A 23,786-nucleotide genomic window follows, 5' to 3' on the forward strand; every position below is an offset into this window, starting at 1 on the left:
GCCCGCCCCCTCCGGGGCGCCCGCCGGCCCGCACAACCCCGCCCCCCCAAGCCGCCGGTCGGCTCAGCGCCGCAGGTGCTGCACGGCGCGCGGGCCGGCGGCGGGCGCCCCGGTGCGCGCCGCCCCGGTGGTCGGTGCGGCCGCACCCGGGCTGCGCAGGGTGTCCGGCCGGAAGCGGCCGCTGTACACGTCGGTGGAGTTCAGCGGGGCGCCGCTGTTGGCGGTCACCAGCACCGGGCGGATCCGGTGGCCGTCGGTGATCAGGGCCTGGTAGTCGCCGAGGAAGTGGCCCCCGGCGTACGGCGCCTGGAGCCAGTCGAAGACCGGCGAGATCTGCCGCTCGACCGGACTGTTCTCGCCGCCGCGCGGGAAGCTGAGCAGCCAGGCGGCGGTGGGCAGCGTGGTGGTGTCGTCCGGGGTGAGGTAGCGCAGGTCGTAGTAGCTGACGGCGACGGTGCCGTCGGCCGTCACGGTGATCGACGGGGTGAACGCCGGCGCGCCCGGGGCCTGGTTGAGCCGGGTCGGGCCGCTCCAGGTCCGGCCGCCGTCGGTGGAGTGCACCAGCTGGATCGCGTCGTACCTGCCGCCGGTGGACTCCGAGCCCTCATAGGCGAGGTACAGCTCGCCGGTCTGCGGGTCGATCGCCACGCTGGGCAGTCCGGCGCCGGCCCGGAGGGACTTGGTGGCGTCGGTGGGCGCGTTCGGGTGGACCTCGGGGACGGAGGTGTCGGCGGCGACCCGGACCGGTCGGCTCCAGGTGCGGCCCTGGTCGGTGGAGCTGACCATGCCGAAGTGCACGTCGCTGACGGTGGTGGCGGTCGCGTCGGTGAAGGTGATCCAGTCGAAGAAGTCGTACAGCGTGTCGGTGCGCGGGTCGACCACGATCTGGTTGCCGATGGTCTGGGTGTTCGGCGTCGTGGCCGTGGTCACGAAGGGCTTCGCCGGGGACCAGGTCCGGCCGTGGTCCCGGGTGACGGACAGGTAGCCCGGCCCGTCGAAGACCGGGGTCGGGCCGGTGGTCTGGTCCACCCGGTCCCAGACCTGGTAGGCCACGCCCGGGTGCACCGGGTCGGCGGTGACGGCGTTCTTGTCGTCGGTGATCGCCGGGTCGTCGTCGCCGATCAGTTCGGTGACGTGCTGCCAGCTGCGCCCGCCGTCGGTGGAGGTGGCTGCGGCCACCGCGCTGCGGGGCGTGGTGGCGTCGAAGACCAGGGCGCTGGCGTACGCGGTGCCGTCGGGGCCGAAGCTCACCCAGCCGTCGGAGGCCCGCTGGTAGGCCAGCCCGCCCGGCGCGCAGTGGGTGAAGGGCAGCGCCGTCTGGGTGAAGTGCACGCCGTCCGTGGTGTAGCTGGAGCTTAGGCCCCGGGCACCGCCGTTGGACCAGCGGTCCTGCTGGTAGACGGTGATGGTGTTCGCCGGGTCGAGCGGGTTGGCGGCGGCGTACGGTTCGTCCTCCGCGCCCGGGTAGTTGGTGCCGTCGCCGTCCGCGCCGAGGTCGCAGGAGGCGTACGGATCGCCGGGTGAGATCACGGCGAGCGGTGCGCCGGGCGAGGTGTCGGGCGGGTTCGTACCGTCCGTGGTCGCGCCGGCCGGGGTGCCGGCGGCGACGGCGGCGAGGAGGAGCGCCGCGGTCGCGGTGGCGAGCGGTGCTCTGGTGCGGAACTGCATGGAGACCCCCATGGTCGTCGGCGGTACGTGCCTGGTGTCCTGGGTGGTGCCGCGCTGTGCTCTGCTCCGGTGCCGAACGGGAGTCGGCGCCCGGTCGGCCGTGCGTGTCGCCCGCCCGGTCGGCCGCGATGCCCGGTCGGCCGCGCGAGTCTAACCAGCCGGAGGGGGCGCGCCAACGGTCCGCGCGCGCTCCCTTACCAAGTCCGCACCATCGGCCGCTGTCCCCGCGCTGACCTGCGGTTATCCGTGCGCACCCCGGCCGCTGCCCGGGCGGTCGACCTTCCGGGCGCCCGTCGCGCGGATATTCGGTTTCCCGTGTCGTACCCCCGTTCTAGGGTGCTCCCGAACCGACCTGAGAGAGAGTCCGTTGAGCCGAACCTTTCGCGTCGACCTGCGCGGCATCGTCGACCTCCTGAGCCACCACCTCTACACCAGCCCGCAGGTGTACGTGCGCGAGCTGCTGCAGAACGCGGTGGACGCGATCACGGCCCGGCACCCGGGCGACGCCGCCGCGGCGGCGCGGGAGGCCCGGATCGCGATCGCCTCCAGCGACGCCAACGGCGACGGCTCGCTGACCATCAGCGACAACGGCATCGGCCTCACCGAGGCACAGGTGCACGAGCTGCTGGCGACGATCGGGCGCAGCTCGAAGCGCGACGACCTGGGGTTCGCCCGGCACGAGTTCATGGGGCAGTTCGGCATCGGCCTGCTCTCCTGCTTCATGGTCTCCGAGGCCATCGAGGTCACCACCCGCCGGGCCGGCGAGCCCACCGTGCGCTGGCACGGCTCCTCGGACGGCGGCTACACCGTCGAGCTCGCGCCCGCCGACGAGCAGCGCGCGGAGCCCGGCACCACCGTCACCCTGCGCCCCCGCCCCGGCTGCGAGCACCTGCTCACCCGCCGGGCCGTCACCGAACTGGTCGGCCACTACGGCGCCCGGCTGCCGCACCCGGTCACGGTGGACGGCACCACGGTCACCGGCGGCCCCGCCCCCTGGGACCGCCCCGAAGGCGAGGGCGAACCGGCCCGCCGCGCCCGCCTGGAGGCCTACTGCGAGGAGGTCTTCGGCTTCGCGCCCTTCGACGTGATCGACGTGGCCAGCGCGGAGGCGGGCCTGCGCGGCGTCGCCTTCGTCCTGCCGATGCCGGCCAACCCGGCCGTCCCGGCCGCGCACCGGGTGTACCTCAAGCAGATGCTGCTCGCCGAGGGAGCCGAACGCCTGCTGCCGGAGTGGGCCTTCTTCGTACGGTGCGTCGTCGACACCTCCGAGCTGCGGCCCACCGCCAGCCGGGAGGCGCTCTACGAGGACTCCCTGCTGGAGGCGACCCGCGACGCCCTCGGCGACCGACTGCGCGGCTGGCTGGTGCGGTTGAGCCGCCAGGAGCCCGCGCGACTGCGCTCCTTCCTGCGCGTCCACCACCTGGGCGTCAAGGCGCTGGCGCTGCACGACGACGACATGCTGCGCCTGGTCGCCGATTTCTGGCCGATGGAGACCAACGTCGGCCCGCTCACCCTCGCCGAGTTCACCGACCGCTACGGCCTGCTGCGCTTCACCCCCTTGCTGGACGAGTTCCGGCAACTCGCACCGGTGGCCGCCGCGCAGGGCCTGGCCGTCGTCAACGCCGGCTACGTGTACGACGCCGAGCTGGTCGACCGGCTCGCGACGGTGGACCGGGCCCTGGAGGTCGAGCAGCTGCGCGCCGCCGACCTCACCACCCACCTGCAGCGCCTCGACCCGGCCGACGAACAGGCGATCGCCCCGTTCCTGGCCGTGGCCGACCGGGTGCTCGACCGGCTCGGATGCGACCTGCTGGTCCGCTCCTTCGAGCCCTCCGGACTGCCCTCGCTCTACCTCCTGGACGAGGACACCGCGTTCCAACTGGACGTCCAGGGCGCCCGGGAGCAGGTGGACGAGACCTGGGCGGCGATCCTCGGCAGCTTCCAGGCCGACACCCCGCCCCGGCCCCGGCTGGTGCTCAACCACCGCAACCCGCTGGCCCGCCAGGTCCTCGCGCTGGCCGACCCGGAGCTCCAGGGCATGTGCCTGGAAGGCCTGTACACCCAGGCGCTGCTGCTCGGGCACCATCCGCTGCGCCCAGCCGACACCGCGGCCCTCAACCAGTCCTTCCTCGGCCTGATCGGCCGGGCCGTCGCCGGAGGTGCGCGATGAGCCGTACCGAGAAGGAGCTCCGCCGGCTCTACGACAGCACCTTCGGGATGCCCACGGGGGCGGCGAAGTTCGCCGCCCTGGAGGAGGTGATCCGGCACGCCGACGCGCTCGGCCTGGTCGAGTTCGCCTTCGACGTGCGGATGTCGGCGACCTCGGTCTTCCAGCACAGCTGGGCGCCGGAGAAGGCCTTCCTCACCTTCTCCTGGTGCCTGGCGGCCTACGACCGGGAGCCGCACCGCTTCGGCTCCGGACACGAGCACACCCTGCTGTGGCAGTTCAAGTGGATGGTCTACAGCGTCTACCAGTACCCCGAGATCCCGCTGCAGCGGGGGACGGACCTGCTCGCGGACATGGAGCGGCGCTACCGCCGGGGCGGCCACAGCATGCACGCCGTCCTCCAGCACCGCGGAGAGGCCGCGCAGTCCATCGGCGAGATCGAGCGGGCCCAGGCCCACTACGAGGAGATGGCGCTCACCCGCCGGGACGCCCTCTCCGACTGCGCGGGCTGCGTGCCGAGCAGCCAGGTGCAGACCCTGGTGGCACTCGGCCGGGACGAGGAGGCGATCCGGATCGGCGAGTCGGCGGTCCGCTCCGGCTGCACCGAACAGCCGCAGCTGATCTACTCCGAGCTGCTGCTGCCGTTCCTCCGCTCCGGCCTGGGGGAGCGGGCCGTCGAGGCGCACCGCGCCGCCTACCGGAGGATCCGCGACAACCCGCACCACCTGGGGGAGTTGGCGCTGAACCTGCTGTTCTGCGTGCACAGCGGCAACCTCGGGCGCGGACTCGACCTGATCGAGCGCCACCTCTCCTGGCTCGACCGGCCGCGCACGCCGCTGACGGAGATGGAGTTCGCGGCCGCCGCCGTGGCCGTCCTGTCCCGCAGCCAGGAACAGAACGGCGGCGACGGCGACGTGGTGCTGCGCTTCCCCACCGTGGAGGGGAAGCGGCGCCCGGACACCCGTGTGGCCGACCTCGCGGTGGAACTGCGCGAGCGCGCCCTCGGCATCGCGGAACGCTTCGACGCCCGCAATGGCAACACCCACCAGAGCACCCGAATACGCGGCTGGATGGACGCCGGCCCGATCGGCGAGGCCACACCGCTGTCGGTCTTCGAGCGCGACCTGAACTCCCGCAGTGGGGAGGGCCTCCGCGGCCTGCTCGACCAGGTCGCGGCCCGGACGGCGGCAGGTGACCTGACCGGAGCGGCCCGCACCCGGGCGGCCGCCGCGGCGGCGCTGCTCGCGGACGAGCAGTACGCCGAGGCCGCGGAGGCTGCCGAGGAGGCCGTTCGCGAGCTCGACCGGCTCGGCCTGACAGCGGATGCCGCGGCCTGCCGGTGGGTGCTGGCGCGCGCCTACCGGATGCACGGCGGGAGCGGCAGCGGCGCCCGGGTACTGCGCGACCTGCTGGACGCGGACCCGTGGGGACAGGAGCTGCGGGGCGGTGGCCCGGTGGCGCTGCGGTCGGAGTCGGTGCCGGTGCCGGTGCTGCCATCGCTGCCCTCAGCGTCCTCGCTCCCGTCGCGCCCGGAGGTCGAAGCCGCCCTCGGTTGGTGGCTGGGCTACGGTGCCGAGGGCGCGGCCTGGGGGCTCGCCGCAGCGCGTGGCTTCGCGGCCGCCGGGCGGGAGGAGGAAGGGCTGACGGCACTCGGTGAGGCGCTGGCCCGGCACCCGGACGCCGACGCCGAACCCGTGGACGGCGTCCTCGCCGACCTGCTGGGGGAGGCCCGTACGGTGCTCGACCGGCTCCTCGGTGCGGCCGGTGTGCCGGGCCCGGTCGTCGCGCCCACCGTCGTCATCCTGATCGCCTATGCCGAGCACCTGCGCGCCGTCGGGCGGCTGGAGGAGGCCGCCGACCGGTTGCGGGCGGCCCGCGCCCTGCTCGACGCACACCCGGACACCGAGGCTGCCGAGCGGCGGGGCACGGTGCTCACCGATCTCGGAGAGGTGCAGCTGCAACTCGGCGACGTGGCGGGCGCCGAGGAGTTGGCCCGCGCCGCCATCGCACTGTTGGACGAGCCGGACGAGGCCTGGGAGGAGGCCCTGCTGCTCGGCAAGGCCGTGCGGGCCCGGGGCGCCGAGGAGGAGCTGACGAAGGTCCTGGCCTGCTACGGCCTGGACCGGGAGGACCTGGACGATTGACCCGACCAGATTCACCTGAGCAGATTCACCTGACCTGACCTGACCTGACCTGACCTGGTCCGAGTGCTACGCGCCCGACGGCGCGGTGGCGCGCCTACCGCTCGCTCTCCCACAGGGCGAGCTGGACGGTCCGCAGGGCGGTGGCCGACTGTTCCCAGCCGTGCCACCAGAACAGCCCGCCGTCCTGGCCGGCCTCGGCGGCGAGCGCGGTCAGGTGGGCCCAGGGGCCGGGTGGGATGCCGAACCGGGGCCGGGCGGCGAGCCGCCGGGCGGCCTCGGCCTCGACCGGGACCATGCCGACCAGCGGGAACGGCGTGCCGTCCGCGGACCGGCCGGTGCCGTGCAGCATCGGGTGGAGGGTGATCGGGTCGAGCAGCAGGGTGAGCTCGGCGCCGGGCACCGGGGCCGGGCCGTCCTGCCAGCCGAGACGCCGGCCGCTCGACCCGACCTTGGGCACGGGCTGTCCGTCGAGGGTGACGCCGTCCACCGCGACCCGCAGATGGGCGCCGGTGTCCGGCCGGGACGGCAGCCGCAGCCGGTAGTCGCCGTACAGGCAGGGCGGCACGTCCGGCAGCGACTGGTCGAAGGGGACGGTGACCGCGTCCACCTCGAAGTCCGCCACCTCGAAGCCCGTCACTTCGAAGCCCGCCGGGCCAAGCAGCACCGCCGCGGTGACGGGGTCGCCGTCGACGCTGACGTGCAGGCGCGGGAGCGCGCCGGGGGCGTCGGACACCACGTCCACCCGGACGCCACCGGCTCGGTACCCGCCCACCAGGTCGGCGAGCGGCGGGGTCTCCGGCAGCGGGTATTCCGTCAGGCGGACAGCGCGCGTGACGGAGCCCGCAGTACCGCCGACACCGGTAGCGCTGACGGTGCCGACGAGTCGGCGCCGGCCGTCCCGGCCGAACTCGGTGCGCAGTTCGCCGCCGCTGCCGTCCGGCTCGCGCCAGCGCAGCACGCCGCGCTCGTAGCGCGGGTCGGCGATCCGGCGGCCGTCGATGTGGACCCGGTGTCGAGGCGGGTCGGTCGCGCGGCCCAGGACGTAGACGGAGAGTTCGCCGTCCGGCGTGCCGTACAGGCCGGTCCAGGGGTAGAGGGCGTCGTCCAGAACGGATTCCAGGTCCTGGCGGAGCGACGGCCAGGCCGTGATGCCGTCCCGCAGCAGTGCGCGCGCCTCGGACTTGCGGGTGAGCAGGGTGCGCAGCCGCCGCGCGGCCTCCGGGGTGGGCCGGTGCCGTAGGCCACGGGCTGCGGCCTGGAGGGCGAGGTCCTCGCGCCGCGCCAGCAGGGCGCGTTCGGCCGCGCCGAGCTCCGGTGGCGCCCAGTCGGCGACGGCGGCCGCGGGCTCACGGACGTAGCGTGCGCGCAGGGCGCTGTCCTCGCCGAGGGCGAGGACGAAGCGGGCGCCGGGCGTGTCCTCCTGCCAGTGGTACGCAGCCGGAATGCGGAAGTCGGCGAAGCCGTCGAGGGCGGCGCGTTCGCGCGGGCCGTACTCGTCGATGGTGCGCAGCGGCCCGTCGGGCGGGCGGACGGTCTGGCCGGGCTGGAGCAGGCCGAGGCGGCGGAGCACCTGGGGGTCGGCCGGTGCGGCGGCGGTGGGGGCCAGGTACCAGGTGGAGGCGCTGGTGACGGTGCGCTGCACGGCCGGGTCGCGCAGGGCGGCGACGGAGTGCTCGGCGGTGACGGGTTCGAGGCCGCGGTAGCGGGCGCCGATGTAGTTGACCACGGTGTGGTCCGGCCCGTAGACCTCCTCCAGCCGGTCCAGCAGGACGGGCAGGTGCCGGTTGGTGAACCCGGCGCGCTGGTAGTCGAGTTCGCCGACGACGCCGACCTGCCAGAGCACCAGGTGCAGGCTCGGGTCGATGCGCCGGCCGCGGATCAGCAGGTCGGATGCCTCGAAGGTCTGCATGCCGGGGGTGCTCGGGTCCACCCCGAGGTCGGCGCAGAGCACGTCCAGGGCGCTGATGCCGGGCCGCATCACGGCGCGGTGCCCCTCCCGGCGGGCGATCCGGACGGCGCGGTGGGAGGAGAGCACGAAGATGCCCGGGTGGCCGTAGAAGACCGCGGCCACCCGCCGCCCCGCGCGGACGAAGTGCAGCACGGCCTCGGACATCTGGACGTACGTCAGGTAGCGGTCCTTGGCGTCGTCGTAGAGGACGCCGAGGTCGTAGGCGTCCGGGCGCCAGGCGTTGATCCGGACCACGGTGGCCGGGTCCGCCACGCAGTGGAAGACGTGGTCGGCCTCGCGGAGCAGGCGCTCGTCGGCCCGGGTGAACCCGGCCGCCTCGATGCCCGAGCCGAGCACCGTCAACTCGCCCTTGGCGCCACCGTATTCATCACAGGATTCACGGCCGGAACGGCCGGAGTCACCGCCGGGCGGGCCGGCGGCGGCGATCGCGCGGGTCAGTTCGGCCCACCGCTTCTGGTGCTCGTACTGGGACGGGAAGCGGTCGAAGGGGCGGGTGTAGTGATGGCCGGAGGGCAGGTCGTGGTCCATGTGTGCGGCGCGGCCTCAGACGGTGTCGGGGGCGTGGGCACCCTCGGTGGCTGCGACGGTGACCAGCGGAGTCAGCGCGTCGACCAGGAGCGGCGGGTCGAGCTGGACGTACGTCTGCACCACCTGCGGTGCGGGCTCCGCCAGGGCGGTGGTGGTGTCGAGGTCGAAGCCCATCTGAGTGACCTGCGGCGGCAGCGGATCCATCTGGGTGACCTGCGGCATGGGGCTCTGCGGCAGTGCCCCGGTGGCAGCGAGGTCCGTAGCGGTGTCCGCAGCGGTGTCACCGGCCAGGGTGAGGTCGAAGTCCACGTCGATGTCCACGACGTCGACGGGCAGGCTGTTCGTGGTGAGCGTGAGCACGGCGGTCACTCGTCCCCTCGGGGCCATGGTGGAAGGCGAGTTCATGCTACTGATCAGGCGTTCGGTCGAACAGGGGCCGAGGTCCCGACCCGACCCCGGGCGGGGCCCCGCCGTCAGGCAACCGGCCCAGCCCCGCGCGCGCCCGCCGACCCGGCCTGGTGAGCTGTGCGGGGAGCCCGCCACCGACCGGCCTCCCGGACCGCCCGAAGGAGACCCCGTGCCGGACCCGACGACCTCGTACGCCGACCTGCGCGCCCTGGTGATCAACTGCACCCTCAAGCGCTCCCCGGAGCGCAGCCACACCCAGGGCCTGATCGACGTCAGCACCGGAATCCTGCAACGCCAGGGCGTCGAGGTCGAGGTCCTCCGCGCCGTCGACCTCGACATCGCCACCGGCGTCTGGCCGGACATGACCGAACACGGTTGGGAGACCGACGAGTGGCCCGTCATTTACTCCCAGGTGATGAGCGCGGACATCTTGACGTTAGCTGGTCCTGTGTGGCTGGGAGACAACTCATCCGTGATGAAGAAGGTCATCGAGCGTTTGTACGCCTGCTCGTCGATCCTCAACTCCGAGGGTCAGTACGCCTACTACGGCCGGGTCGGCGGCTGTCTGATCACGGGTAACGAGGACGGCGCCAAGCACTGCGCGATGAACGTCCTCTACAGTCTCCAGCACCTGGGCTACGTCATCCCGCCGCAGGCCGACGCGGGCTGGGTCGGCGAGGCCGGGCCCGGGCCGTCCTACCTCGATCCCGGCTCCGGCGGCCCGGAGAACGACTTCACCAACCGCAACACCACCTTCATGACCTGGAACCAGCTCCACCTGGCCAGGATGCTCAAGGATGCCGGCGGCATCCCGGCCCACGGCAACCAGCGCTCCGAGTGGGACGCCGGCTGCCGCTTCGACTTCGAGAACCCCGAGCACCGCTGAACCGCTGGCGGTATTGAGCCAGGAGCAGGTGGCTGCGGCCGTCGCGAGCTGGCAGGTTGGGTGTCTTGAGGTGCCAGCGTCGGTATGCCTATGGCCTGGTGATCACGAGGTGAGAGACCTGCCGATGACCAGGTCCATGGACGCCTTGATGCTGTCGGCGGTGTGACCAAGGCGCCGGAGGCGGTCGATCGCCAGGAGCAGGGCCTGAGCGGCGGTGTCGGCCGCGTAGATCCCGGTGAGGCCGTCGGGCTGGTCCGCGTCGTCGCCGATCCACTCGGAGAGGTTCTCCACGCCCAGGTCGTCCAGGAGGAGGCCGTGGGAGGCGTCGACCTCGCCGACGACGGCGAACACGGCCTCCAGCCGGGTGTGGGCCGCACGCTCGCAGTGCAGCCCGGGGGTCTGGGGGAGGACCTCGGAGTTGTAGGTGCAGCCGGCCGGTGGAGAGGCCTTCAACTGCTGCCAGACCTCGGCCGTCGCCGCGTCGGTGCCCAGCGAGGCCGTGAGGGTGAAGGTGTGGACAGGCACGGTGGGGTTCCTGGTGTGTCGAGGGTGGGAGGTGGTCAGGGGCGGACGGGGAGCGCGAGGCGTTCGATTCGGGTGGCCAGGTCGGGGTCGCTCTCGGTGCGGCCGAGTCGGCACATGGTGGTGGTACGGACCGAGGTGGCCTTGACGCCGCGCATGCTCATGCACAGGTGCTCGCCGGCGGTGTAGACGGCGACGTCATCGGTCCCGGCGGCCTTGGCGAGGTCGTGGGCGACATCGTGGGTGATGCGTTCCTGGAGCTGGAGAGCGTGGCTATGGGCCTCCAAGTGCCGTACCAGCTTGGACAGGCCGAGGACGGTGGTGGCCGGGACGTAGGCGATGGAGACGTCGAGGCGGAACGGGAGCAGGTGGTGCTCGCAGACGCTCCACGCCTCGATGCCGGTCAGCAGGACGAAGTCGCCGTACTGGCGCTCGTGGGCGAAGCTGGTGTCGAGCCGGCCGGGGTTGTGGTCGAGGAACTCTCCCCACCAGTCGGCGACTCGGCGGGGTGTGTCCCTGAGGCCGTCGCGGTCGGGGTCTTCGTCGAGGGCGTGCAACAGCTGGCGGGTCAGCTCTGCGACGCGCGGGCGGTCGACTGGGCGGCGCTGGGTTTGCACGGGTATGGACGTCATAGTCATCCCTCGGGGTGAGTTGACGGTGGAGGGGCCGCGAGGTGCGGAGTATCAGAGGTGGGTGGCGCCGGGCAGACAACCGAGGATCGGCACGGAGGTGAACGCCTCCGCGTACCGGGTGCCGATGCGGGGGCCCCAGAGCCGACCGAGGGCCTCGGCCATGGGCCCGAAGTGCTGCTCGATCGGCTGGCTCGCGTGCTCGCGCAGCGCCGCCATCTTGGCGTCGAAGGTCGCGGTGGCGTCCACGATCACGTCGGCGCGCACCGGCCCGTCGAGGGTGAGCGAGTTGTAGGTGTCGCAGGTGTAGAAGCGGGTCGGCCGGCCAGTGGCGATCCGGGGCTCGGGGACGGCCACGAGCACGGTGGCGGCGACCGCCCGGTGCTCGGGGTGGACATCGCCCAGCGGGTGGGTGATGACGATCTCCGGCTGCGCCTCCAGCAGCTGCTGCTGCACGGTGGCGTGGTCGAGCCGGGGGACCTGGCGCAGGTCGGCGCCGAGGGCCGCCGCTCCCTTGCGGGCCTCGGCGCCGCGGACGTCATCGCGGTGGGGGATGACGACGGTGACGACGGCGTACCTGGCGTGGAGGGCGAGGGTGGCGCCGGCCCACAGCTCGGCGTCGTCGGGGTGTGCGAAGACGGCCAGGATCGAGCCCGGCACGGCGCCGCTGGTCACCACAGCCCGAGCTTCGCGACGACGTCGGCGGGCTTCGGCAGCTGGGGGCTGGCCTCGCCGCGGAGGACGACGGGCACGTCCAGGTCGCGGCGCACCGTGATCATCGCCTCCCAGCGGAGCACGTCGGCCCAGGCGGTGGTGATCGCGGTGCCCTCGGCGCCGGTCAGCCGCCCGGAGCCGGGCAGGCCGTGCAGCAGCATGCCGCCACGCAGCAGGGTGGCGGCGACCTTAGGGCCGACGCCGCGGACGCCGGGGATGTTGTCGGACTTGTCGCCGGTCAGGGCGCGGAAGGCCGGCCACTGGGCCGGGGTGACGCCGAAGCGGGCGACGACCTCGTCGGCAGTGATGATCCGCTGGGACGACTTCCGGGAGCGGTTGAGGATGCGCACACGGTCGTCGAGGAGCTGGTAGAAGTCCATGTCCCGCGACATGATTAGGACCGGTCGGGAAGCGGCGGCCCGGGTGGCGAGGGTGGCGATGACGTCGTCGGCCTCGGCGTTCTCGACCTCGGCCCACCGGATCCCGAGTGCGTCCAAGCCGTCCTTCACCGGGGCGAGGAACTGCAGCGGCTTGAGTGCCTCCGGTGTCGCCTCCCGGTTCGCCTTGTACTCCTGGTCGGCGGCCACGCGCTCGGCGGAGCCGTGCTCGCCGTCGAAGACGACCAGGACCTCAGGGGGCGCGACGTCGACGTCGTCGCGGATCGCCGCGCGCAGCAGGGCGAAGAAGGCGAACAGGCCGGTCAGCTCGCGGGTCTTGTCGCGGGAGTGGATCGGCGCGGGGAAGCCGAAGGTGCCGGCCCACAGAAGGTTGAACCCGTCGACGAGCAGCAACGGGGCAGGGGTTGCTGGGGTTTCGGGCATCACGACACCGCCTCCATGAAGAAGTCAGCGATTCGGCGGGGCTCGAACTGAGCCGCCCGCCGATACACGGTCTGTGTAGTCGCGACGTACAGTATGTCATCTTCCAGGAGGGTTCGTGCCGCCTTGTGGAGTGCGGCCGGGCCTTCACCGTGGTCGACGAGGAGGTGGTCGCCGTGGCCGGTCGGGCCGATCAGGGTAGGAAGGTTGCCGACCCGGTAGGCGACGACCGGGGTGCCGACGCTCATGGCCTCCAGCGCCACCAGGCCGAAGGTCTCCTTGTGACTGGGGACGATCACCACGGCGGCCTGGGCGAGCCAGGGCAGTACCGCGGACGGGGTCAGCGGCCGGGCGTCAGTGGGTGACGGCCTGTTCGAGGAGGTCGACGGCCTCCGCGAGGGTGGCGGGGCGGGCTGCGCCGCTCGGCGGCTGGTTGCGGGCCCAGCCGGGACCGGCGGCGACGACCACCGCCCCGCCGCGGGAGCCGTGCGGGCCCCACGCGCTGTCGCTGACCGTGCGTACCAGCTCGCGGTCCGCGGTGTGCCGGTCCTGGGACCAGATCATCACGGCCCCCGGGCCGATCCGGTGGACGGCGTCCAGCAGGGCCCGGTGCGGGACGGCCGCGCCCAGCATGCGGAAGGCGACCGCGCGCTCGGTCAGCGCCGCGGCCGTCGCTTCCAGGGGGAGGGTATGCAGTTCGAGGGGAGTCGCGGTCAGCAGGACAGTCCTTGTCCGCCGGGCGGTGTACGCGCCCACGGCCACGCTCCGCAGGGCACTGGAGACGTGCCAGGACAGCAGGTGCTCGACCTCGACGTACTGCTCGCCGTCCGCCGCCCACTTGCGGCCCGCGGCACGAAGGGCGGGCATCATGACGTCCGTCCACGCGTCGACTACCCCCAGCGTTTCCAGCGCTTCCCGGAGGATCCTGGAAATCTCCGGCGCGTCGAGCCGCACCGCCGCCCGGGCCAGGCCCCGGCACTCAGGGCGTACCGTCCCGACCCCCAGGGCGCGGCTTCCACCCGGGCCGGGGCCGGGCCGGTTGCGGCCCCGGGAGTTCGCTTCGGGCCTGCCAGGGGCGGGATGCGGACTGCCGTCGCGTTCGGCCAGGGCCGCGCGGGCGGCCTCGCCCGGCGGTACCCCGCGTGCTGTCAGGCGGCACATCGTCTCCAGGACCGCGATGTCCTGCTGGTTCCAGCGCCGGTGGTGTCCGGCCTCGCGGTGGGCAGGACCGATGCCGTAGCGGCGCTCCCAGGAACGGACGGTGGTGGGTGAAACCCCCAGTCGCCGGGCCACACCGCCGGTCGGCAGCCCCACGTCCTCCAGCGGACCGGAGACGGAGTCCGACGCCGCGGGCTCCGCCCCGACGGGCAGTCCGGCAGCGTGGCCCGGAGACACGGTCACCATCCGGCGATCCGCCCCACGGCGAAGCCCACGCAGCACACCACCATGGCGGCGATGACCAGCAGCGGGATCCAGCCCGGCCAGGCCGTGTGCAGCTCGACCGACTCCGGGGTGGAGATGCCCGCGCAGGTCGAGGCCTCGCACTCGGGCGTCTCGGTGGGCGGGCTCACGGGCTGCGGGCGCCCGCCGGCGGGGAGTTGGTGGTAGGTGGTCATGATGTCCTCCCGCTGTCTGCGGTGGTGCGGGCGATCCGATTGGATGCGAGCCCGGCCGGTACGGTGCGCGTCGGCCCGGAGCGAACTCGGGCCTGCCCGAAGCCCTTCGGGCCCGTCGCAGGTCCGGCGGTTCAACGTCTCCATGGTGCGTCTGCCTGCTCCCTGTCCCCAGCCGCAGCGTTTGCGCACCGCCACCGGAACCCGGTTCCGTCGTACTCGGCGGTGCTCGACACGTCGCCTACCAGCCCGAGGTGCCATGCCCGCCCTTGAACGGGCCGGTGATCTCCCGGGTGATCCACCCTCCGTAGAAGTCGCCGTCCTGGGCGTGCACGGCCTCGCCGTCGACGGTGCAGAGGTCCACCCGTCCCGGGTAGAACGCCAGCATGCCGCGCAGTTCCCGGTACCCGGGGAGCGGATGCGGGTAGCTCCACGCCGCCCGCACCGCCGCCCGGGAGCCCACCCTCAGGTCCCAGTAGCGGGCCCGGCCCTTCCACTCGCACACGCTCTCACCGTCGGCGGGGCTCAGCAGTTCGGTGGCGACGTCGTCGGGCGGCAGGTAGAACACCGGCGGGTGGCTCGTCTCCAGCACCCGCACCGCCTGCGTCGTGGACGCCACCAGCTTCCCGGCGAACCGCACCTCGACGAGCCGGCCGCGGGCGGAGCGGACCGCCGGAGGCCGCGGGTAGTCCCACACCGACTCCGTACCGCGACCTGCCACCGTCATCGTCCCGCCCCCGTCAGACGGTTGGACCCGGGCCAGGCCCGCAGCCCGGCGCGCGCTTGCCTCGTGCACGGGAGGTCGGAGCCAACGTCGAAGGCGGCCCTGAGCCGAATGAGCGCGTCGCGGATGCGGGTCTTGACAGGACCCAGGGGCACGCGGGTCCGCTGCGCGATCTCCCGATGTGAGTACCCGCCGTAGTAGGCCAGCACCACCGCCTCGCGTTGCGCCGAACTCAGCTCCGCGAGGGCAGACCTGACCCGCAGCCGGTCCAGGGAGCGGACCACCTGCTCCTCCGGCGTATCGCTCGGCACAGGCCCGCGAGCCGCGACACGGTGGTCCCGCTCGGCAGCCGCCCGGACGCAGCGCACTCGATCCACCGCACGGTGATGCGCAATCGTCAGCGCCCACGTCATCACCGACCCCCGCTCAGGCCGGTAGACCGCGGCAGTGCGCCGCATCTCCAGCAGGACCTCCTGGGCGACCTCCTCGGCGTGTGCGGGGCTGCGCAGCGTCCGCAGTGCGACTCCGTACACCGGTGCGGCGACCGTGGGATACACACGTTCGAACGCACGCTCGTCGCCGCGCGCCGAACGCTCCACGAGAGGACGTAGATCGGAGGCCTTCGGCACCCTGCTGCCGCCGGGGGCACTGCCGACACGACCTTGCCATGGTGAGGTCACGCCGTCACGGTGCAGCGATTCGGCACGGGAGAGAAGCCGAAGCGTTTGTGCAGCGTTTTGATCCAGCCGGGAACCCGTCCGTCCGGTAAACGGTGCGGTACCGCTGCAACTGTTGCGGCCGGTTGCGGCGGCCGAATCTGCGGGGGAGGCCGCGTGCCTCGCGCCCACCCGATGACCGAGAAGTGGAGCCGACCATGAAACTGCACGATGAACTGCCGGTCGATCACCGTCTGTCCCAGGTCTACCGTGCCGGCGCCGGACTGTGCGGTGCGGCCCTGTTCGTGTTCGGCGCTCTCGGCCTGGTGGACGGGCTGTCCTTCTTCAGCACCTCCGGTGAGAGGATTGCCGGTCTCTCCAGCAATGGTCTGCTCAGTCTCGTGTCGGTGGTGACCGCCGTGGTGCTCGTCGTCGGCGCGCTGATCGGCGGGAACACCGCCTCCACGATCAACATCACCGTGGGCACGCTGTTCGTCCTCAGCGGCTTCGTCAACCTGGCGCTGCTGGACTCGTCGGCGAACATCCTGGCCTTCCGCATGCCGAACGTGCTGTTCAGTTTCGTCATGGGGCTGGTGATCGCCACCTTCGGCATGTACGGGCGGGTGAGCGGAAAGCTGCCGCTCGACAACCCCTACTGGCGTCACCGCCACCCGCGGCCGGCTCTTCGGGACGGCGCCGCGGCCCTTCCCGGCGGGACGGGACGGGCCCTCCTGCCCGGGCGTCCGGTATGAGCGGCCCGCGCCCGCACTGGGTGTTCGGCGACCAGCTGGGGCCGCACTTCCGCGTCCCCGCGCAGGACGGCCCGGACCCGGACGCCCCGGTGGTGATGATCGAGGCCCGGTCCGTGCTGCGCCGACGGCGTTTCCACCGGGCCAAGGCCCACCTGGTGCTCTCGGCCATGCGCCATGCCGCGGCCGCCCTCGGGGACCGGGTGCGCTACGTCCAGGCCGACACCTACCGGGAGGGCCTGGCCCGGGCGGTGGGCCGGCAGCAGATTACGGTGTGCCACCCGACCTCGCGAGCCGCCCTCGGCCTGGTGGACGGCCTCCCCCGGGTGACGGTGCTGCCACCGCGCGGCTTCCTCGTCCCCTTCGCCGACTTCCGCCGCTGGGCCGGCGAGCCGGGGCAACGGCGCCTGCTGCTGGAGGACTTCTACCACCGGGTGCGCCGCGCCGAGCACCTGCTGCTGGAACCGGACGGCAGCCCGGCCGGCGGCCGCTGGAACCTCGACCGGGACAACCGCGAGCCACCGCCCAGGGGAGCCGCCGCCCTCCCACTGCCGCCGCCCTTCGCGCCCGAGGAGGACGGGATCGACGAGCAGGTCCGGGCCGACCTGGACCGCTGGGAACGCGCGGGCGAGGTCGCCTTCGTCGGCCGGGACGGCCCGCGCCGCTTCGCCGCGACCCGCGCGGAGGCCGAACGGGCACTCGCGCACTTCGTCACCCACCGACTCCGCGACTTCGGCCGGTACGAGGACGCCATGCTCCACGCCGACCCGTGGCTGGCCCACAGCGCGCTGTCCGTCCCGCTCAACCTCGGCCTGCTCGACCCGGGCGAGTGCGTGCGCGCCGCCGAGGCCGCCTACCGGGCGGGGCAGGTGCCGCTCAACAGCGCGGAGGGCTTCGTACGGCAGGTCGCCGGCTGGCGCGAGTACGTCTGGCAGCTGTACTGGCACCTCGGCGAGGGCTACCGCGACGCCAACCGCCTCGGCCACCACGAGCCGCTGCCGGCCTGGTTCCGCGACCTCGACGCCGACGCCGTCACCGCCCGCTGCCTGGCCCGCGTCCTCGCCGAGGTCCGCGACCACGGCTGGGTGCACCACATCCCCCGGCTGATGGTGCTCGGCAACTGGGCCTTGCAGCACGGCTGGGACCCGCGCGAACTCACCGACTGGTTCCACCGCTGCTTCGTGGACGGCTACGACTGGGTGATGACCGCCAACGTCGTCGGCATGTCCCAGTTCGCCGACGGCGGACTGATCACCACCAAGCCCTACGCGGCGGGCGGCGCCTACCTGAACCGGATGAGCGACCACTGCCGCCCGTGCCGCTACCGGCCCACCGAACGACTCGGCGAGCGTGCCTGCCCCTTCACCACCGGCTACTGGGCCTTCGTCCACCGCCACCACGACCTCCTCGCCGCCAACCACCGCACCGCACAGGCCGCCGCCGGCCTGCGCCGACTGGACGGCCTGCCGGAACTCCTGGCCGCCGAACGCGCCCGCGGCCAGTCACCGCCGTAGCTCGCCGCTCAACGTCCGCTCAGGTACCCGCCCCTTGAGCATCCGTGCCTGAGGACCGCGTCGGTGCGCATCCGTCCGCCCGTCTCGTCGGCGGCCTCCACGACCATGACGTCCCGTCCGGCCGCGGTCAGGTCCGGCGCGGCCGGGCCCGCGCCGACCGCGCCCGGGTCCACTGGTTGTCTCTCGTCGCACCCTGCTCACCGGCTTTCCGTCGAGTGCGGGCTGCGCCGCGGGCGGTGGTGGCCCGTCGGGCAGGTGGCGTGGTAGGCGTGCGCGAGGGACTCGGCCATGGTGTCGACGCCGAACCGGTCACGGACCGTCGCCGCCCCGGCCGCCGCCATCGCCGCCAGCTCGGGCGCGGGTGTGCGCAGGAGGGACTGCAGGCCTGCGGCCAGGCCCTGCGGCGACTCGGTGACCAGGAGCCGTCCGTTGACACCGTCACGCAGGTAGTGGGAGGCGCCGCCGCGGCGCGGGGCGGCGACGGGCAAGCCCGCCTCCATGGCCTCCAGCACCGCCAGTCCGAACTCCTCCTTCGCGCTGGGGCACACGTACAGGGCTGCTCCAGACCGCCCCTGCGCCAGGAGCCGCTCCAGCAGGCGCACGTGGTGGTTGGGCAGCGCCGGCCACAGGGCCGCCCGGCGCATCGCGACCGGTTGCGACCGCAGCAGCTCGCTCACCCGTCCTCGCACCGCCGATTCGACGGCGGTCGGCTCCCTGAGTGACCCGCCGACGAGCAACAGGGTCGAGCGGTTGTGCAGGCCGGCGTGCATCCAGGCCCGCACGAGCTGCTCCTGCTGTTTGACCGGGTGGAGCCGTCCCACGCACAGGAGCAGCGGCAGTTCGCGGTCCGCGGAGTCCAGTCCGTCGGCGTTCGCACCGCCTGCGAACAGCCGGGAGAGCATCGCGCGTGCGGTCGCGCCATCGTGCGGGGCCGGGCGGAAGGGGGCGATGCCTTCGGGCAGCGTGTGGATCGCGCGGCCCCGCAACTGCGGGAAGTGCGTGTGGAGTTCCTCGGTCCCGGACCGGCCGGGCATGGCCACGAGCAGGTCGGCGCGGGCCACGAGACGGTCGGCGACGAAGACCCGGTGCAGGTCCAGGCGCAGCGCGCGGCCCGCGTCGTCGGTGTGGACCGGCTCTGTGCCGGCGTGCCGTTCGTCCATGGAACGGTGCGGGTCGGGGGTGACGGTGAACGCGAGCTTGGCGCCGTGGCGCAGCGTGGCCTGGGCGACGGCGAGGGACGCGTCGTCGGCGAACCTGACGTGGGTGATGTCGGGTCGGGCGCCCGGGAGCTCGAAGACGCGGGTGGTCCACCAGGCCAGGGCGCTCCGATGGGCGGCGGCGGTCTCGGGATCGAGCGTTCCCGGCGTGTCCACGGGGAGCCGCACGAGCCAGTGCCCGGGACTCAACTCGTCCACCAGCGACTGGTGTTGTGACTCAGTTGGGTGGGTGGCGGTGAGGGTCAGGACTCGCGCGACGCGTGCGTCGGCCGTCAGGGCCTCGCCGAGTCCGGTCAGCAGCACGCTCATTCCGCCGCTGAGTCCGGCGCCCGGCTCCTCGAGGCGGCCCAGCAGCATCGACTGTGCGACCACCAGGGATTCCCGGAAGTGCTGAGTCAGGGCCTCGAACGCCGTCCTGAACCGCTGTCCGGCCGGGGACCCCGGGCGTGCCCGCTCGCAGCAGGCCGCGAGCAGGAGCCGCTCGTAGGCGTCTTCGGCCGTTTCCGGACTCGGCAGCACCAGATCACCGCCCGGTACCCCCGACAGGTAGCGCCACCGTGCGTGCAGGTGCGCCCGCGCGGCGGGTTTCAGCTTGATCACCTCACGGGCCGAGAGCGGCCGCAGGGCGTTCGCGTCGGCGATGTCCAGCAGGAACGCCGTCTCCGCCGGACCGGGGGCGGCCAGCAGGCGCCGACGGACCTCCGCGGTCGCCGTCAGCCCCTCATCAAGGCCGGCACTGCGCTCCCACGCCTCGGCGAGTGCCGTCCGCTCCCACGCCGCCTGGTCCGGCGCAGCCCCGGCGGCCGCCAGCATCCATGCCGGGGCGGCCCGTTCGTGCCGCGCCATCTGGCGAAGCCGTGCCGCTCGCCGGTCGGAGCCCGACAGGACCGCATCGGGGTGGACCCACGAACCCCCGTACTCGGCCCGCGCGAGCCGACCGAGCAGGTCGCCACCGGTCACAGCAGCGAAGTCCTGGGTCCAGTAGCACCTGCGCCACGCCGCCAGGCTCCTGGCGTCGCCCCCATCGGCCCCCGACGGTTGCGGGGTCGTGGTCGGTGTGCTGTGGTGTGTCATCGGCCGTCCTCCCGAGCCGCCGGATCGTTCCGGCCTCCTTTTCGGAGACCGGTGGCCGAACGGATTGGATCCGGGCGCCCCTCCACCCGCACGGGCCGCAGGAGAGCGGCAGGGACGCGGTCGCGCGGCCGGCAAGGTCCGCGGCTGCCCCGGGATTGCTGGCATCATCGAAGCCGCACGCGAACCCACGGCCCCCGACGGAGGACACCATGGCCCGCGTCGTCGTGATCAGCCCGCCCTTCCACTCCCACGCCCGCCCGCTCGCCGCCCTCGGCGCCGCGCTGGCCCGGCACGGCACCCGCGTCGACTTCGCCTGCACCGGCGCGTTCGCCGAACTCGCCGCCCGCAGCGGCCTCGGCTTCGCCGAACTCGCGGTCACCCGCAACGCCAACCACGGCATCGCCGAAACGACCCGCCAGGGCCGCACCGAGGCTGGCCGCCTGCGCGAGTTCCTCGCCGCCACCCACCACGGACCGACCGCGACCCTCCTCGCCCAGGCCCGCCACCGCGCCGACGACATGCTCCCCGACCCCGAGCGCGTCCTGAACGAGCTCGGCGCCCTCGACACCGCGGTACGCCCCGACTGGTACCTCGTCGACCAGCTCGCCTACAGCGCCACCCTCGCCCTGCACTGCCTCGGCCTGCCCTACGCCACGTTCTGCCCCGGCCACCCCAGCTACCTGCCCGCCACCCCCGACGCCCACTTCGGCCTGCCGTACGCCTGGCCCGACACCCTGCGCCCGGACACCGCCGACCTCGGCCGGCTGCGCGCCGCGGTAGCGGCCAACGACGCGTCCTTCACCCGGGTCTTCCGGGCGACGACCCGCCGCCACGCCCCCGACCGGCCGGAACCCGGCCGTGCCTTCGCGCTCTGCTCACCGCACGCCGTCGTCTTCAACTACCCGCTTCTGCCCTGGCTGCCGCCCGCTCCGCCCGGGCCCAAGGCCATCTACGCGGGCCACCTGCTGCCGCACACCGGCACCGCCCCGCTGAACGGGCACTGGCGCAACGCGGTCACACGCCTGACGGCGGCGGGTCGCCCACTGACGCTCGTCGCCCTGGGGACGTTCCTGTCCGCCCGCCACGACGTCCTGGCCACCGCGACCGCCGGGATCCTGCGGCACACACCGGCCTCGGTGATCGTGGCCGCCGGCGACCACCTCGCCGAGCTCACCGCCCACCCGCTGCTGCGGGAGGCGCCGGCCGGGCGGCTGGAGGTCGCACCCGCCATTCCGCAGCAGGAGTTGCTCCCGTACGCCGCCGCCATGGTCCACCACGGCGGGAACAACTCCTTCACGGAGTGCCTGCACGCCGGCGTGCCCGCCCTGGTGCTGCCCTTCTCCAGCGACCAGTTCGCCATCGCGCACGACGCCGAACGCGCCGCCCTCGGCCGCTGCCTCGACCCCAACACGCTCACACCGGAATCCGCCGGCACCGCCGTCGCGGCCCTGCTCGACGGACAGGCCCGCGGTACCGCAGAGCTCAGCGCCCGTGTGCGCCCGCGGGGCCCCGAGTGGGCGGCGTCCTCCCTCCTGTGGCACATGCCCTCCCACCGCTGAACACCGCGCCCCGCAACGGTCGATGTGCCAAACGCTGCGACTGGCGACGCGCCAGGACCGGCGGAGGCTGGACGAGGACCGGCGGATGAGAGGCGGCAGCACCGTGAACGCACCGTTGACCGACAGAGAGCGACACCTGCTGAACGGCATCGAGCAGCACCTACGCCGCGACGACCCGGCTCTCGACCGTCTGCTCGGGCGTCGGCCTTCGATCCTGACGCGGATCGGTCACCGCCCCCGGCTCCTCGCCGCCCTGGCCGCAGCGCTGGCCACCCTGACCGCATTCGCCGCGCTGTGTGCGAGCACGGGCGGACCGGCCACGCCGATGGCCGCAGCGGGTGCAGCCACAGGCGCACTCATGATGGCGCTCGTCTTCCGGCGGCTCGCGGCACTTCGCACGGTCTGACCTGCCCGCTCCGCGTTCCCGCGAACGGCCGCCACGAGCCGGGGGCTTGCGCGAACTCCGTCACCGCAGTTCAGCTACAGGTCCGCGTGACCGCAAGGGCTTGTGGCCCCGCCCCTCTGCCCACCTTCCCGGCGGCGGCCATGCACACTGCGGCGCTGCGCGCCGTCCGGCGGCGACGGCCCGGTCGAGGTGGTGGGCGAGCTCGGGCAGCTGGCCGTCCGGGTCGTTGCCGACGGTGATGCTGCGGGGCATCGCCAGGGCGATCGCGCCGGCGGCTGCCAGGACGAGGCCTTCGCCCTCGGTCAGGCCGTTCTCGTCGACCAGGATCAGCCCGCTGAGGACGAAGGCGAGGTCTGGGTGTACGCCGCCGTCCTCGTCGTCCCCGGGGTCCAGGTCCCGCCCGCAGGCGAGCACCGCGGCCGCGTACCCGGCCAGGCGCCGGCTACCGGTCCGCGCGGCCAGCTCCTCCACCCACGTGGCCGCTCGGCTGGCCGCGGCCGCCGCGATCCCCACCGCGGCCTCGACCCGTACCCGGTACCGCGCGTCGGCCCGCGCCACCTCCATCGCCTCCGCCGAGTCATGCCGCGCGCGGGCGGCACGGGCAGCCTCGAAGGCGGCCCGCTCGGCGGCGAGGACCGACACCGCACCGCCGCCGCTGTCGTGTCCGCCGCCGAAGTGCTGCTGGTCGTCGGACAGGGGAATCAGGTTCGTCATGACCGGTGAACCCCGCCGACGCCATCCCGCTCACGCCCCGGTTGCCGGGTTTCGCCCCACCAAAGCGCTGCTTTCGCCCCGCCAAGACACGGGATCTGCCTCGCTCCCCGCCGCAGGCCAGGGCGGATAGGCTGCCCGTGGCGCCCGCCGGACCCGAGACGCACAACCCGGGCCATCGTCGACGGGCGCCACCCACGAGGCGGGCCCGAGCCCGCGAGCCGGGCGCCGCGGGGCTGGCGCTCACATCGACCGGACGGCCCGCTCGCATCGCGGTCACACGTGCCCGGCGTGCTCGGGCGGGTACCAGCGCGAGCCCGGTCCGGACGGTCGCCACGGGTCGACGATCATGCTTACGGTCTCGATCCCGCAGGCCGTCACCGGCAGCGGGTCACCGGGCGAGTCCGGGTCGGAGCCAGCGGCGTGCACGACCAGGAGGTCCGGCTGTTGCGGCTGCTCGATCACCACGAGGATGCCCACCACCTCACCCTGCTCCGGCGCCGGGCACCACCGCACCCGGTGACCCGCCAACAGGGCGCGGGACCGTCCTGCGGGTTCCGCCCTGCGGGGCGGCGCGTTTCGCCCCGCCGTCCCCACCGCAGGCCAACACCTTGGTGCGACTCCGCTCCCGCGACCGTGCCCGCGCCCGTCCAAGATCCGGCCGCCTGACAGTCCCTCGAACTGCGGCCGTGAAACCGCCGCACCTCAGCATTGAATCCGTTGGTGCGCACGCTGGCAGTCCCCGCGGGGCGCGTACACCTTCTGGTCTGACGGAACTGCACGGTTATCGATGTAGCTGCTTTGCAGCGCGGCGTCCTGGGCGACGACGTGCCCCCTGATGCCGGCCTGCGGGGACATACCAGCTGCCGACGATGGCTCAGCCGCCAGGCCGACGGAGACGAGCACGCCGAGAAGCGCGGCGGACGTAACACGGAGAACGCGCATGGAAGGTCCTTTCACAGGTGGAGACACTGTTTCGTGGATGCCCGGTGCCCTACTGTCTACACCGCCGTGGCTAGTGTCCTGAGTCCTTGATCCGTCGGATGTATCCAGCGAGGGATTCGAGGATCTGGTCAGCGGTTTTGGTCCAGACGTAGGGCCGGGGGTCGG

23 protein-coding genes are annotated in these 23,786 nt (G+C 73.4%); 7 read left to right on the forward strand and 16 right to left on the reverse strand.

What is annotated here, in order from left to right:
- Positions 1-63: 63 nt before the first annotated feature.
- Entirely contained in the window at positions 64-1,668 is a 1,605-nt protein-coding gene (locus ACFWXO_RS38545; protein ID WP_380530128.1) for a sialidase family protein, read from the reverse strand.
- A 367-nt stretch (positions 1,669-2,035) separates the two neighbouring features.
- Here ACFWXO_RS38545 and ACFWXO_RS38550 point away from each other — a divergent pair, with 367 nt between their 5' ends.
- Positions 2,036-3,838 (forward strand): HSP90 family protein, encoded by a 1,803-nt coding sequence (locus ACFWXO_RS38550; RefSeq protein ID WP_380530131.1) that lies wholly within the window; start codon positions 2,036-2,038, stop codon positions 3,836-3,838.
- The gene (locus ACFWXO_RS38555) at positions 3,835-5,979 is read left to right on the forward strand and encodes a hypothetical protein (RefSeq protein WP_380530134.1); all 2,145 of its coding nucleotides are present in this window, start codon (positions 3,835-3,837) and stop codon (positions 5,977-5,979) included. The genes ACFWXO_RS38550 and ACFWXO_RS38555 overlap by 4 nt, the downstream gene beginning before the upstream one ends.
- A 94-nt stretch (positions 5,980-6,073) precedes the next feature.
- Here ACFWXO_RS38555 and ACFWXO_RS38560 read toward each other — a convergent pair whose 3' ends face one another.
- Complete coding sequence (locus tag ACFWXO_RS38560; RefSeq protein WP_380530137.1) at positions 6,074-8,476, reverse strand: SAM-dependent methyltransferase; 2,403 nt, start codon at positions 8,474-8,476, stop codon at positions 6,074-6,076.
- A 15-nt stretch (positions 8,477-8,491) separates the two neighbouring features.
- Positions 8,492-8,881 (reverse strand): hypothetical protein, encoded by a 390-nt coding sequence (locus ACFWXO_RS38565; protein WP_380530140.1) that lies wholly within the window; start codon positions 8,879-8,881, stop codon positions 8,492-8,494.
- Between the two features lie 172 nt (positions 8,882-9,053).
- On the opposite strand from ACFWXO_RS38565, the gene ACFWXO_RS38570 reads away from it, so the two are divergent.
- On the forward strand, positions 9,054-9,770 hold the full coding sequence (locus ACFWXO_RS38570) for a flavodoxin family protein (protein WP_380530142.1): 717 nt from the start codon (positions 9,054-9,056) through the stop codon (positions 9,768-9,770).
- Between the two features lie 102 nt (positions 9,771-9,872).
- Here ACFWXO_RS38570 and ACFWXO_RS38575 read toward each other — a convergent pair whose 3' ends face one another.
- The 9 genes from ACFWXO_RS38575 to ACFWXO_RS38615 form a co-directional block, all read right to left on the reverse strand.
- On the reverse strand, positions 9,873-10,295 hold the full coding sequence (locus tag ACFWXO_RS38575) for a hypothetical protein (RefSeq protein WP_380530145.1): 423 nt from the start codon (positions 10,293-10,295) through the stop codon (positions 9,873-9,875).
- Between the two features lie 35 nt (positions 10,296-10,330).
- A complete protein-coding gene (gene folE, locus ACFWXO_RS38580; RefSeq protein ID WP_380530148.1) occupies positions 10,331-10,924 on the reverse strand; it encodes a GTP cyclohydrolase I in 594 nt (197 codons plus the stop codon).
- 51 nt (positions 10,925-10,975) lie between these two features.
- A complete protein-coding gene (locus tag ACFWXO_RS38585; protein ID WP_380530151.1) occupies positions 10,976-11,599 on the reverse strand; it encodes a PIG-L deacetylase family protein in 624 nt (207 codons plus the stop codon).
- The gene (locus ACFWXO_RS38590) at positions 11,593-12,456 is read right to left on the reverse strand and encodes a 5'-3' exonuclease H3TH domain-containing protein (protein ID WP_380530191.1); all 864 of its coding nucleotides are present in this window, start codon (positions 12,454-12,456) and stop codon (positions 11,593-11,595) included. The genes ACFWXO_RS38585 and ACFWXO_RS38590 overlap by 7 nt, the downstream gene beginning before the upstream one ends.
- Positions 12,456-12,797 (reverse strand): glycosyltransferase, encoded by a 342-nt coding sequence (locus ACFWXO_RS38595; RefSeq protein ID WP_380530194.1) that lies wholly within the window; start codon positions 12,795-12,797, stop codon positions 12,456-12,458. The genes ACFWXO_RS38590 and ACFWXO_RS38595 overlap by 1 nt, the downstream gene beginning before the upstream one ends.
- A 10-nt stretch (positions 12,798-12,807) precedes the next feature.
- On the reverse strand, positions 12,808-13,857 hold the full coding sequence (locus tag ACFWXO_RS38600; protein WP_380530154.1) for a MerR family transcriptional regulator: 1,050 nt from the start codon (positions 13,855-13,857) through the stop codon (positions 12,808-12,810).
- Positions 13,851-14,069, reverse strand: a complete 219-nt coding sequence (locus ACFWXO_RS38605; protein ID WP_380530159.1) for a hypothetical protein — start codon at positions 14,067-14,069, stop codon at positions 13,851-13,853. The genes ACFWXO_RS38600 and ACFWXO_RS38605 overlap by 7 nt, the downstream gene beginning before the upstream one ends.
- A gap of 238 nt (positions 14,070-14,307) precedes the next feature.
- On the reverse strand, positions 14,308-14,793 hold the full coding sequence (locus ACFWXO_RS38610) for a DUF427 domain-containing protein (protein WP_380530162.1): 486 nt from the start codon (positions 14,791-14,793) through the stop codon (positions 14,308-14,310).
- Positions 14,790-15,470: a sigma-70 family RNA polymerase sigma factor gene (locus ACFWXO_RS38615; RefSeq protein ID WP_380530165.1), complete on the reverse strand. Its 681-nt coding sequence runs from the start codon at positions 15,468-15,470 to the stop codon at positions 14,790-14,792. Before ACFWXO_RS38615 ends, ACFWXO_RS38610 begins: the two co-directional genes overlap by 4 nt.
- Positions 15,471-15,664: 194 nt before the next feature.
- Between ACFWXO_RS38615 and ACFWXO_RS38620 the strand changes: the two genes are divergently transcribed.
- Together ACFWXO_RS38620 and ACFWXO_RS38625 are read left to right on the forward strand one after the other, a co-directional pair.
- Positions 15,665-16,198 carry a DUF4383 domain-containing protein gene (locus ACFWXO_RS38620; RefSeq protein WP_380530168.1) on the forward strand — a complete coding sequence of 178 codons (534 nt, stop codon included), beginning with the start codon at positions 15,665-15,667 and terminating at the stop codon, positions 16,196-16,198.
- Positions 16,195-17,709 carry a cryptochrome/photolyase family protein gene (locus tag ACFWXO_RS38625; RefSeq protein ID WP_380530171.1) on the forward strand — a complete coding sequence of 505 codons (1,515 nt, stop codon included), beginning with the start codon at positions 16,195-16,197 and terminating at the stop codon, positions 17,707-17,709. The genes ACFWXO_RS38620 and ACFWXO_RS38625 overlap by 4 nt, the downstream gene beginning before the upstream one ends.
- An 8-nt stretch (positions 17,710-17,717) precedes the next feature.
- On the opposite strand, the gene ACFWXO_RS38630 is transcribed toward ACFWXO_RS38625, so the two are convergent.
- Both ACFWXO_RS38630 and ACFWXO_RS38635 read right to left on the reverse strand, forming a co-directional pair.
- Positions 17,718-17,882, reverse strand: coding sequence for an FAD-dependent oxidoreductase (locus ACFWXO_RS38630; protein ID WP_380530174.1), 165 nt, complete (start codon positions 17,880-17,882; stop codon positions 17,718-17,720).
- 24 nt (positions 17,883-17,906) lie between these two features.
- On the reverse strand, positions 17,907-19,772 hold the full coding sequence (locus ACFWXO_RS38635) for a glycosyltransferase family 4 protein (RefSeq protein WP_380530177.1): 1,866 nt from the start codon (positions 19,770-19,772) through the stop codon (positions 17,907-17,909).
- A gap of 437 nt (positions 19,773-20,209) precedes the next feature.
- Here ACFWXO_RS38635 and ACFWXO_RS38640 point away from each other — a divergent pair, with 437 nt between their 5' ends.
- Complete coding sequence (locus ACFWXO_RS38640; RefSeq protein WP_380530180.1) at positions 20,210-21,559, forward strand: nucleotide disphospho-sugar-binding domain-containing protein; 1,350 nt, start codon at positions 20,210-20,212, stop codon at positions 21,557-21,559.
- 103 nt (positions 21,560-21,662) lie between these two features.
- A complete protein-coding gene (locus ACFWXO_RS38645) occupies positions 21,663-21,965 on the forward strand; it encodes a DUF3040 domain-containing protein (RefSeq protein WP_380530183.1) in 303 nt (100 codons plus the stop codon).
- Positions 21,966-22,025: 60 nt separating this feature from the next.
- Here ACFWXO_RS38645 and ACFWXO_RS38650 read toward each other — a convergent pair whose 3' ends face one another.
- Both ACFWXO_RS38650 and ACFWXO_RS38655 read right to left on the reverse strand, forming a co-directional pair.
- Positions 22,026-22,679, reverse strand: a complete 654-nt coding sequence (locus ACFWXO_RS38650; RefSeq protein WP_380530185.1) for a hypothetical protein — start codon at positions 22,677-22,679, stop codon at positions 22,026-22,028.
- Between the two features lie 273 nt (positions 22,680-22,952).
- Positions 22,953-23,156 (reverse strand): hypothetical protein, encoded by a 204-nt coding sequence (locus tag ACFWXO_RS38655; RefSeq protein ID WP_380530188.1) that lies wholly within the window; start codon positions 23,154-23,156, stop codon positions 22,953-22,955.
- Positions 23,157-23,786 lie beyond the last annotated feature (630 nt).

This window comes from Kitasatospora sp. NPDC059088 (assembly GCF_042738155.1).
In the GTDB taxonomy this organism is placed as follows: domain Bacteria; phylum Actinomycetota; class Actinomycetes; order Streptomycetales; family Streptomycetaceae; genus Kitasatospora.

What these genes read in the sequence shown, in the direction of transcription:
- ACFWXO_RS38635 (WP_380530177.1), bottom strand. Translation starts at nt 19,772, where the DNA reads ATGGCGCGGCACGAACGGGCCGCCCCGGCATGGATGCTGGCGGCCGCC.
- ACFWXO_RS38620 (WP_380530168.1), top strand. Translation starts at nt 15,665, where the DNA reads ATGAAACTGCACGATGAACTGCCGGTCGATCACCGTCTGTCCCAGGTC.
- ACFWXO_RS38590 (WP_380530191.1), bottom strand. Translation starts at nt 12,456, where the DNA reads ATGCCCGAAACCCCAGCAACCCCTGCCCCGTTGCTGCTCGTCGACGGG.
- ACFWXO_RS38610 (WP_380530162.1), bottom strand. Translation starts at nt 14,793, where the DNA reads ATGACGGTGGCAGGTCGCGGTACGGAGTCGGTGTGGGACTACCCGCGG.
- ACFWXO_RS38640 (WP_380530180.1), top strand. Translation starts at nt 20,210, where the DNA reads ATGGCCCGCGTCGTCGTGATCAGCCCGCCCTTCCACTCCCACGCCCGC.
- ACFWXO_RS38555 (WP_380530134.1), top strand. Translation starts at nt 3,835, where the DNA reads ATGAGCCGTACCGAGAAGGAGCTCCGCCGGCTCTACGACAGCACCTTC.
- ACFWXO_RS38625 (WP_380530171.1), top strand. Translation starts at nt 16,195, where the DNA reads ATGAGCGGCCCGCGCCCGCACTGGGTGTTCGGCGACCAGCTGGGGCCG.
- ACFWXO_RS38565 (WP_380530140.1), bottom strand. Translation starts at nt 8,881, where the DNA reads ATGAACTCGCCTTCCACCATGGCCCCGAGGGGACGAGTGACCGCCGTG.
- folE (WP_380530148.1), bottom strand. Translation starts at nt 10,924, where the DNA reads ATGACGTCCATACCCGTGCAAACCCAGCGCCGCCCAGTCGACCGCCCG.
- ACFWXO_RS38600 (WP_380530154.1), bottom strand. Translation starts at nt 13,857, where the DNA reads ATGGTGACCGTGTCTCCGGGCCACGCTGCCGGACTGCCCGTCGGGGCG.
- ACFWXO_RS38650 (WP_380530185.1), bottom strand. Translation starts at nt 22,679, where the DNA reads ATGACGAACCTGATTCCCCTGTCCGACGACCAGCAGCACTTCGGCGGC.
- ACFWXO_RS38545 (WP_380530128.1), bottom strand. Translation starts at nt 1,668, where the DNA reads ATGCAGTTCCGCACCAGAGCACCGCTCGCCACCGCGACCGCGGCGCTC.
- ACFWXO_RS38560 (WP_380530137.1), bottom strand. Translation starts at nt 8,476, where the DNA reads ATGGACCACGACCTGCCCTCCGGCCATCACTACACCCGCCCCTTCGAC.
- ACFWXO_RS38605 (WP_380530159.1), bottom strand. Translation starts at nt 14,069, where the DNA reads ATGACCACCTACCACCAACTCCCCGCCGGCGGGCGCCCGCAGCCCGTG.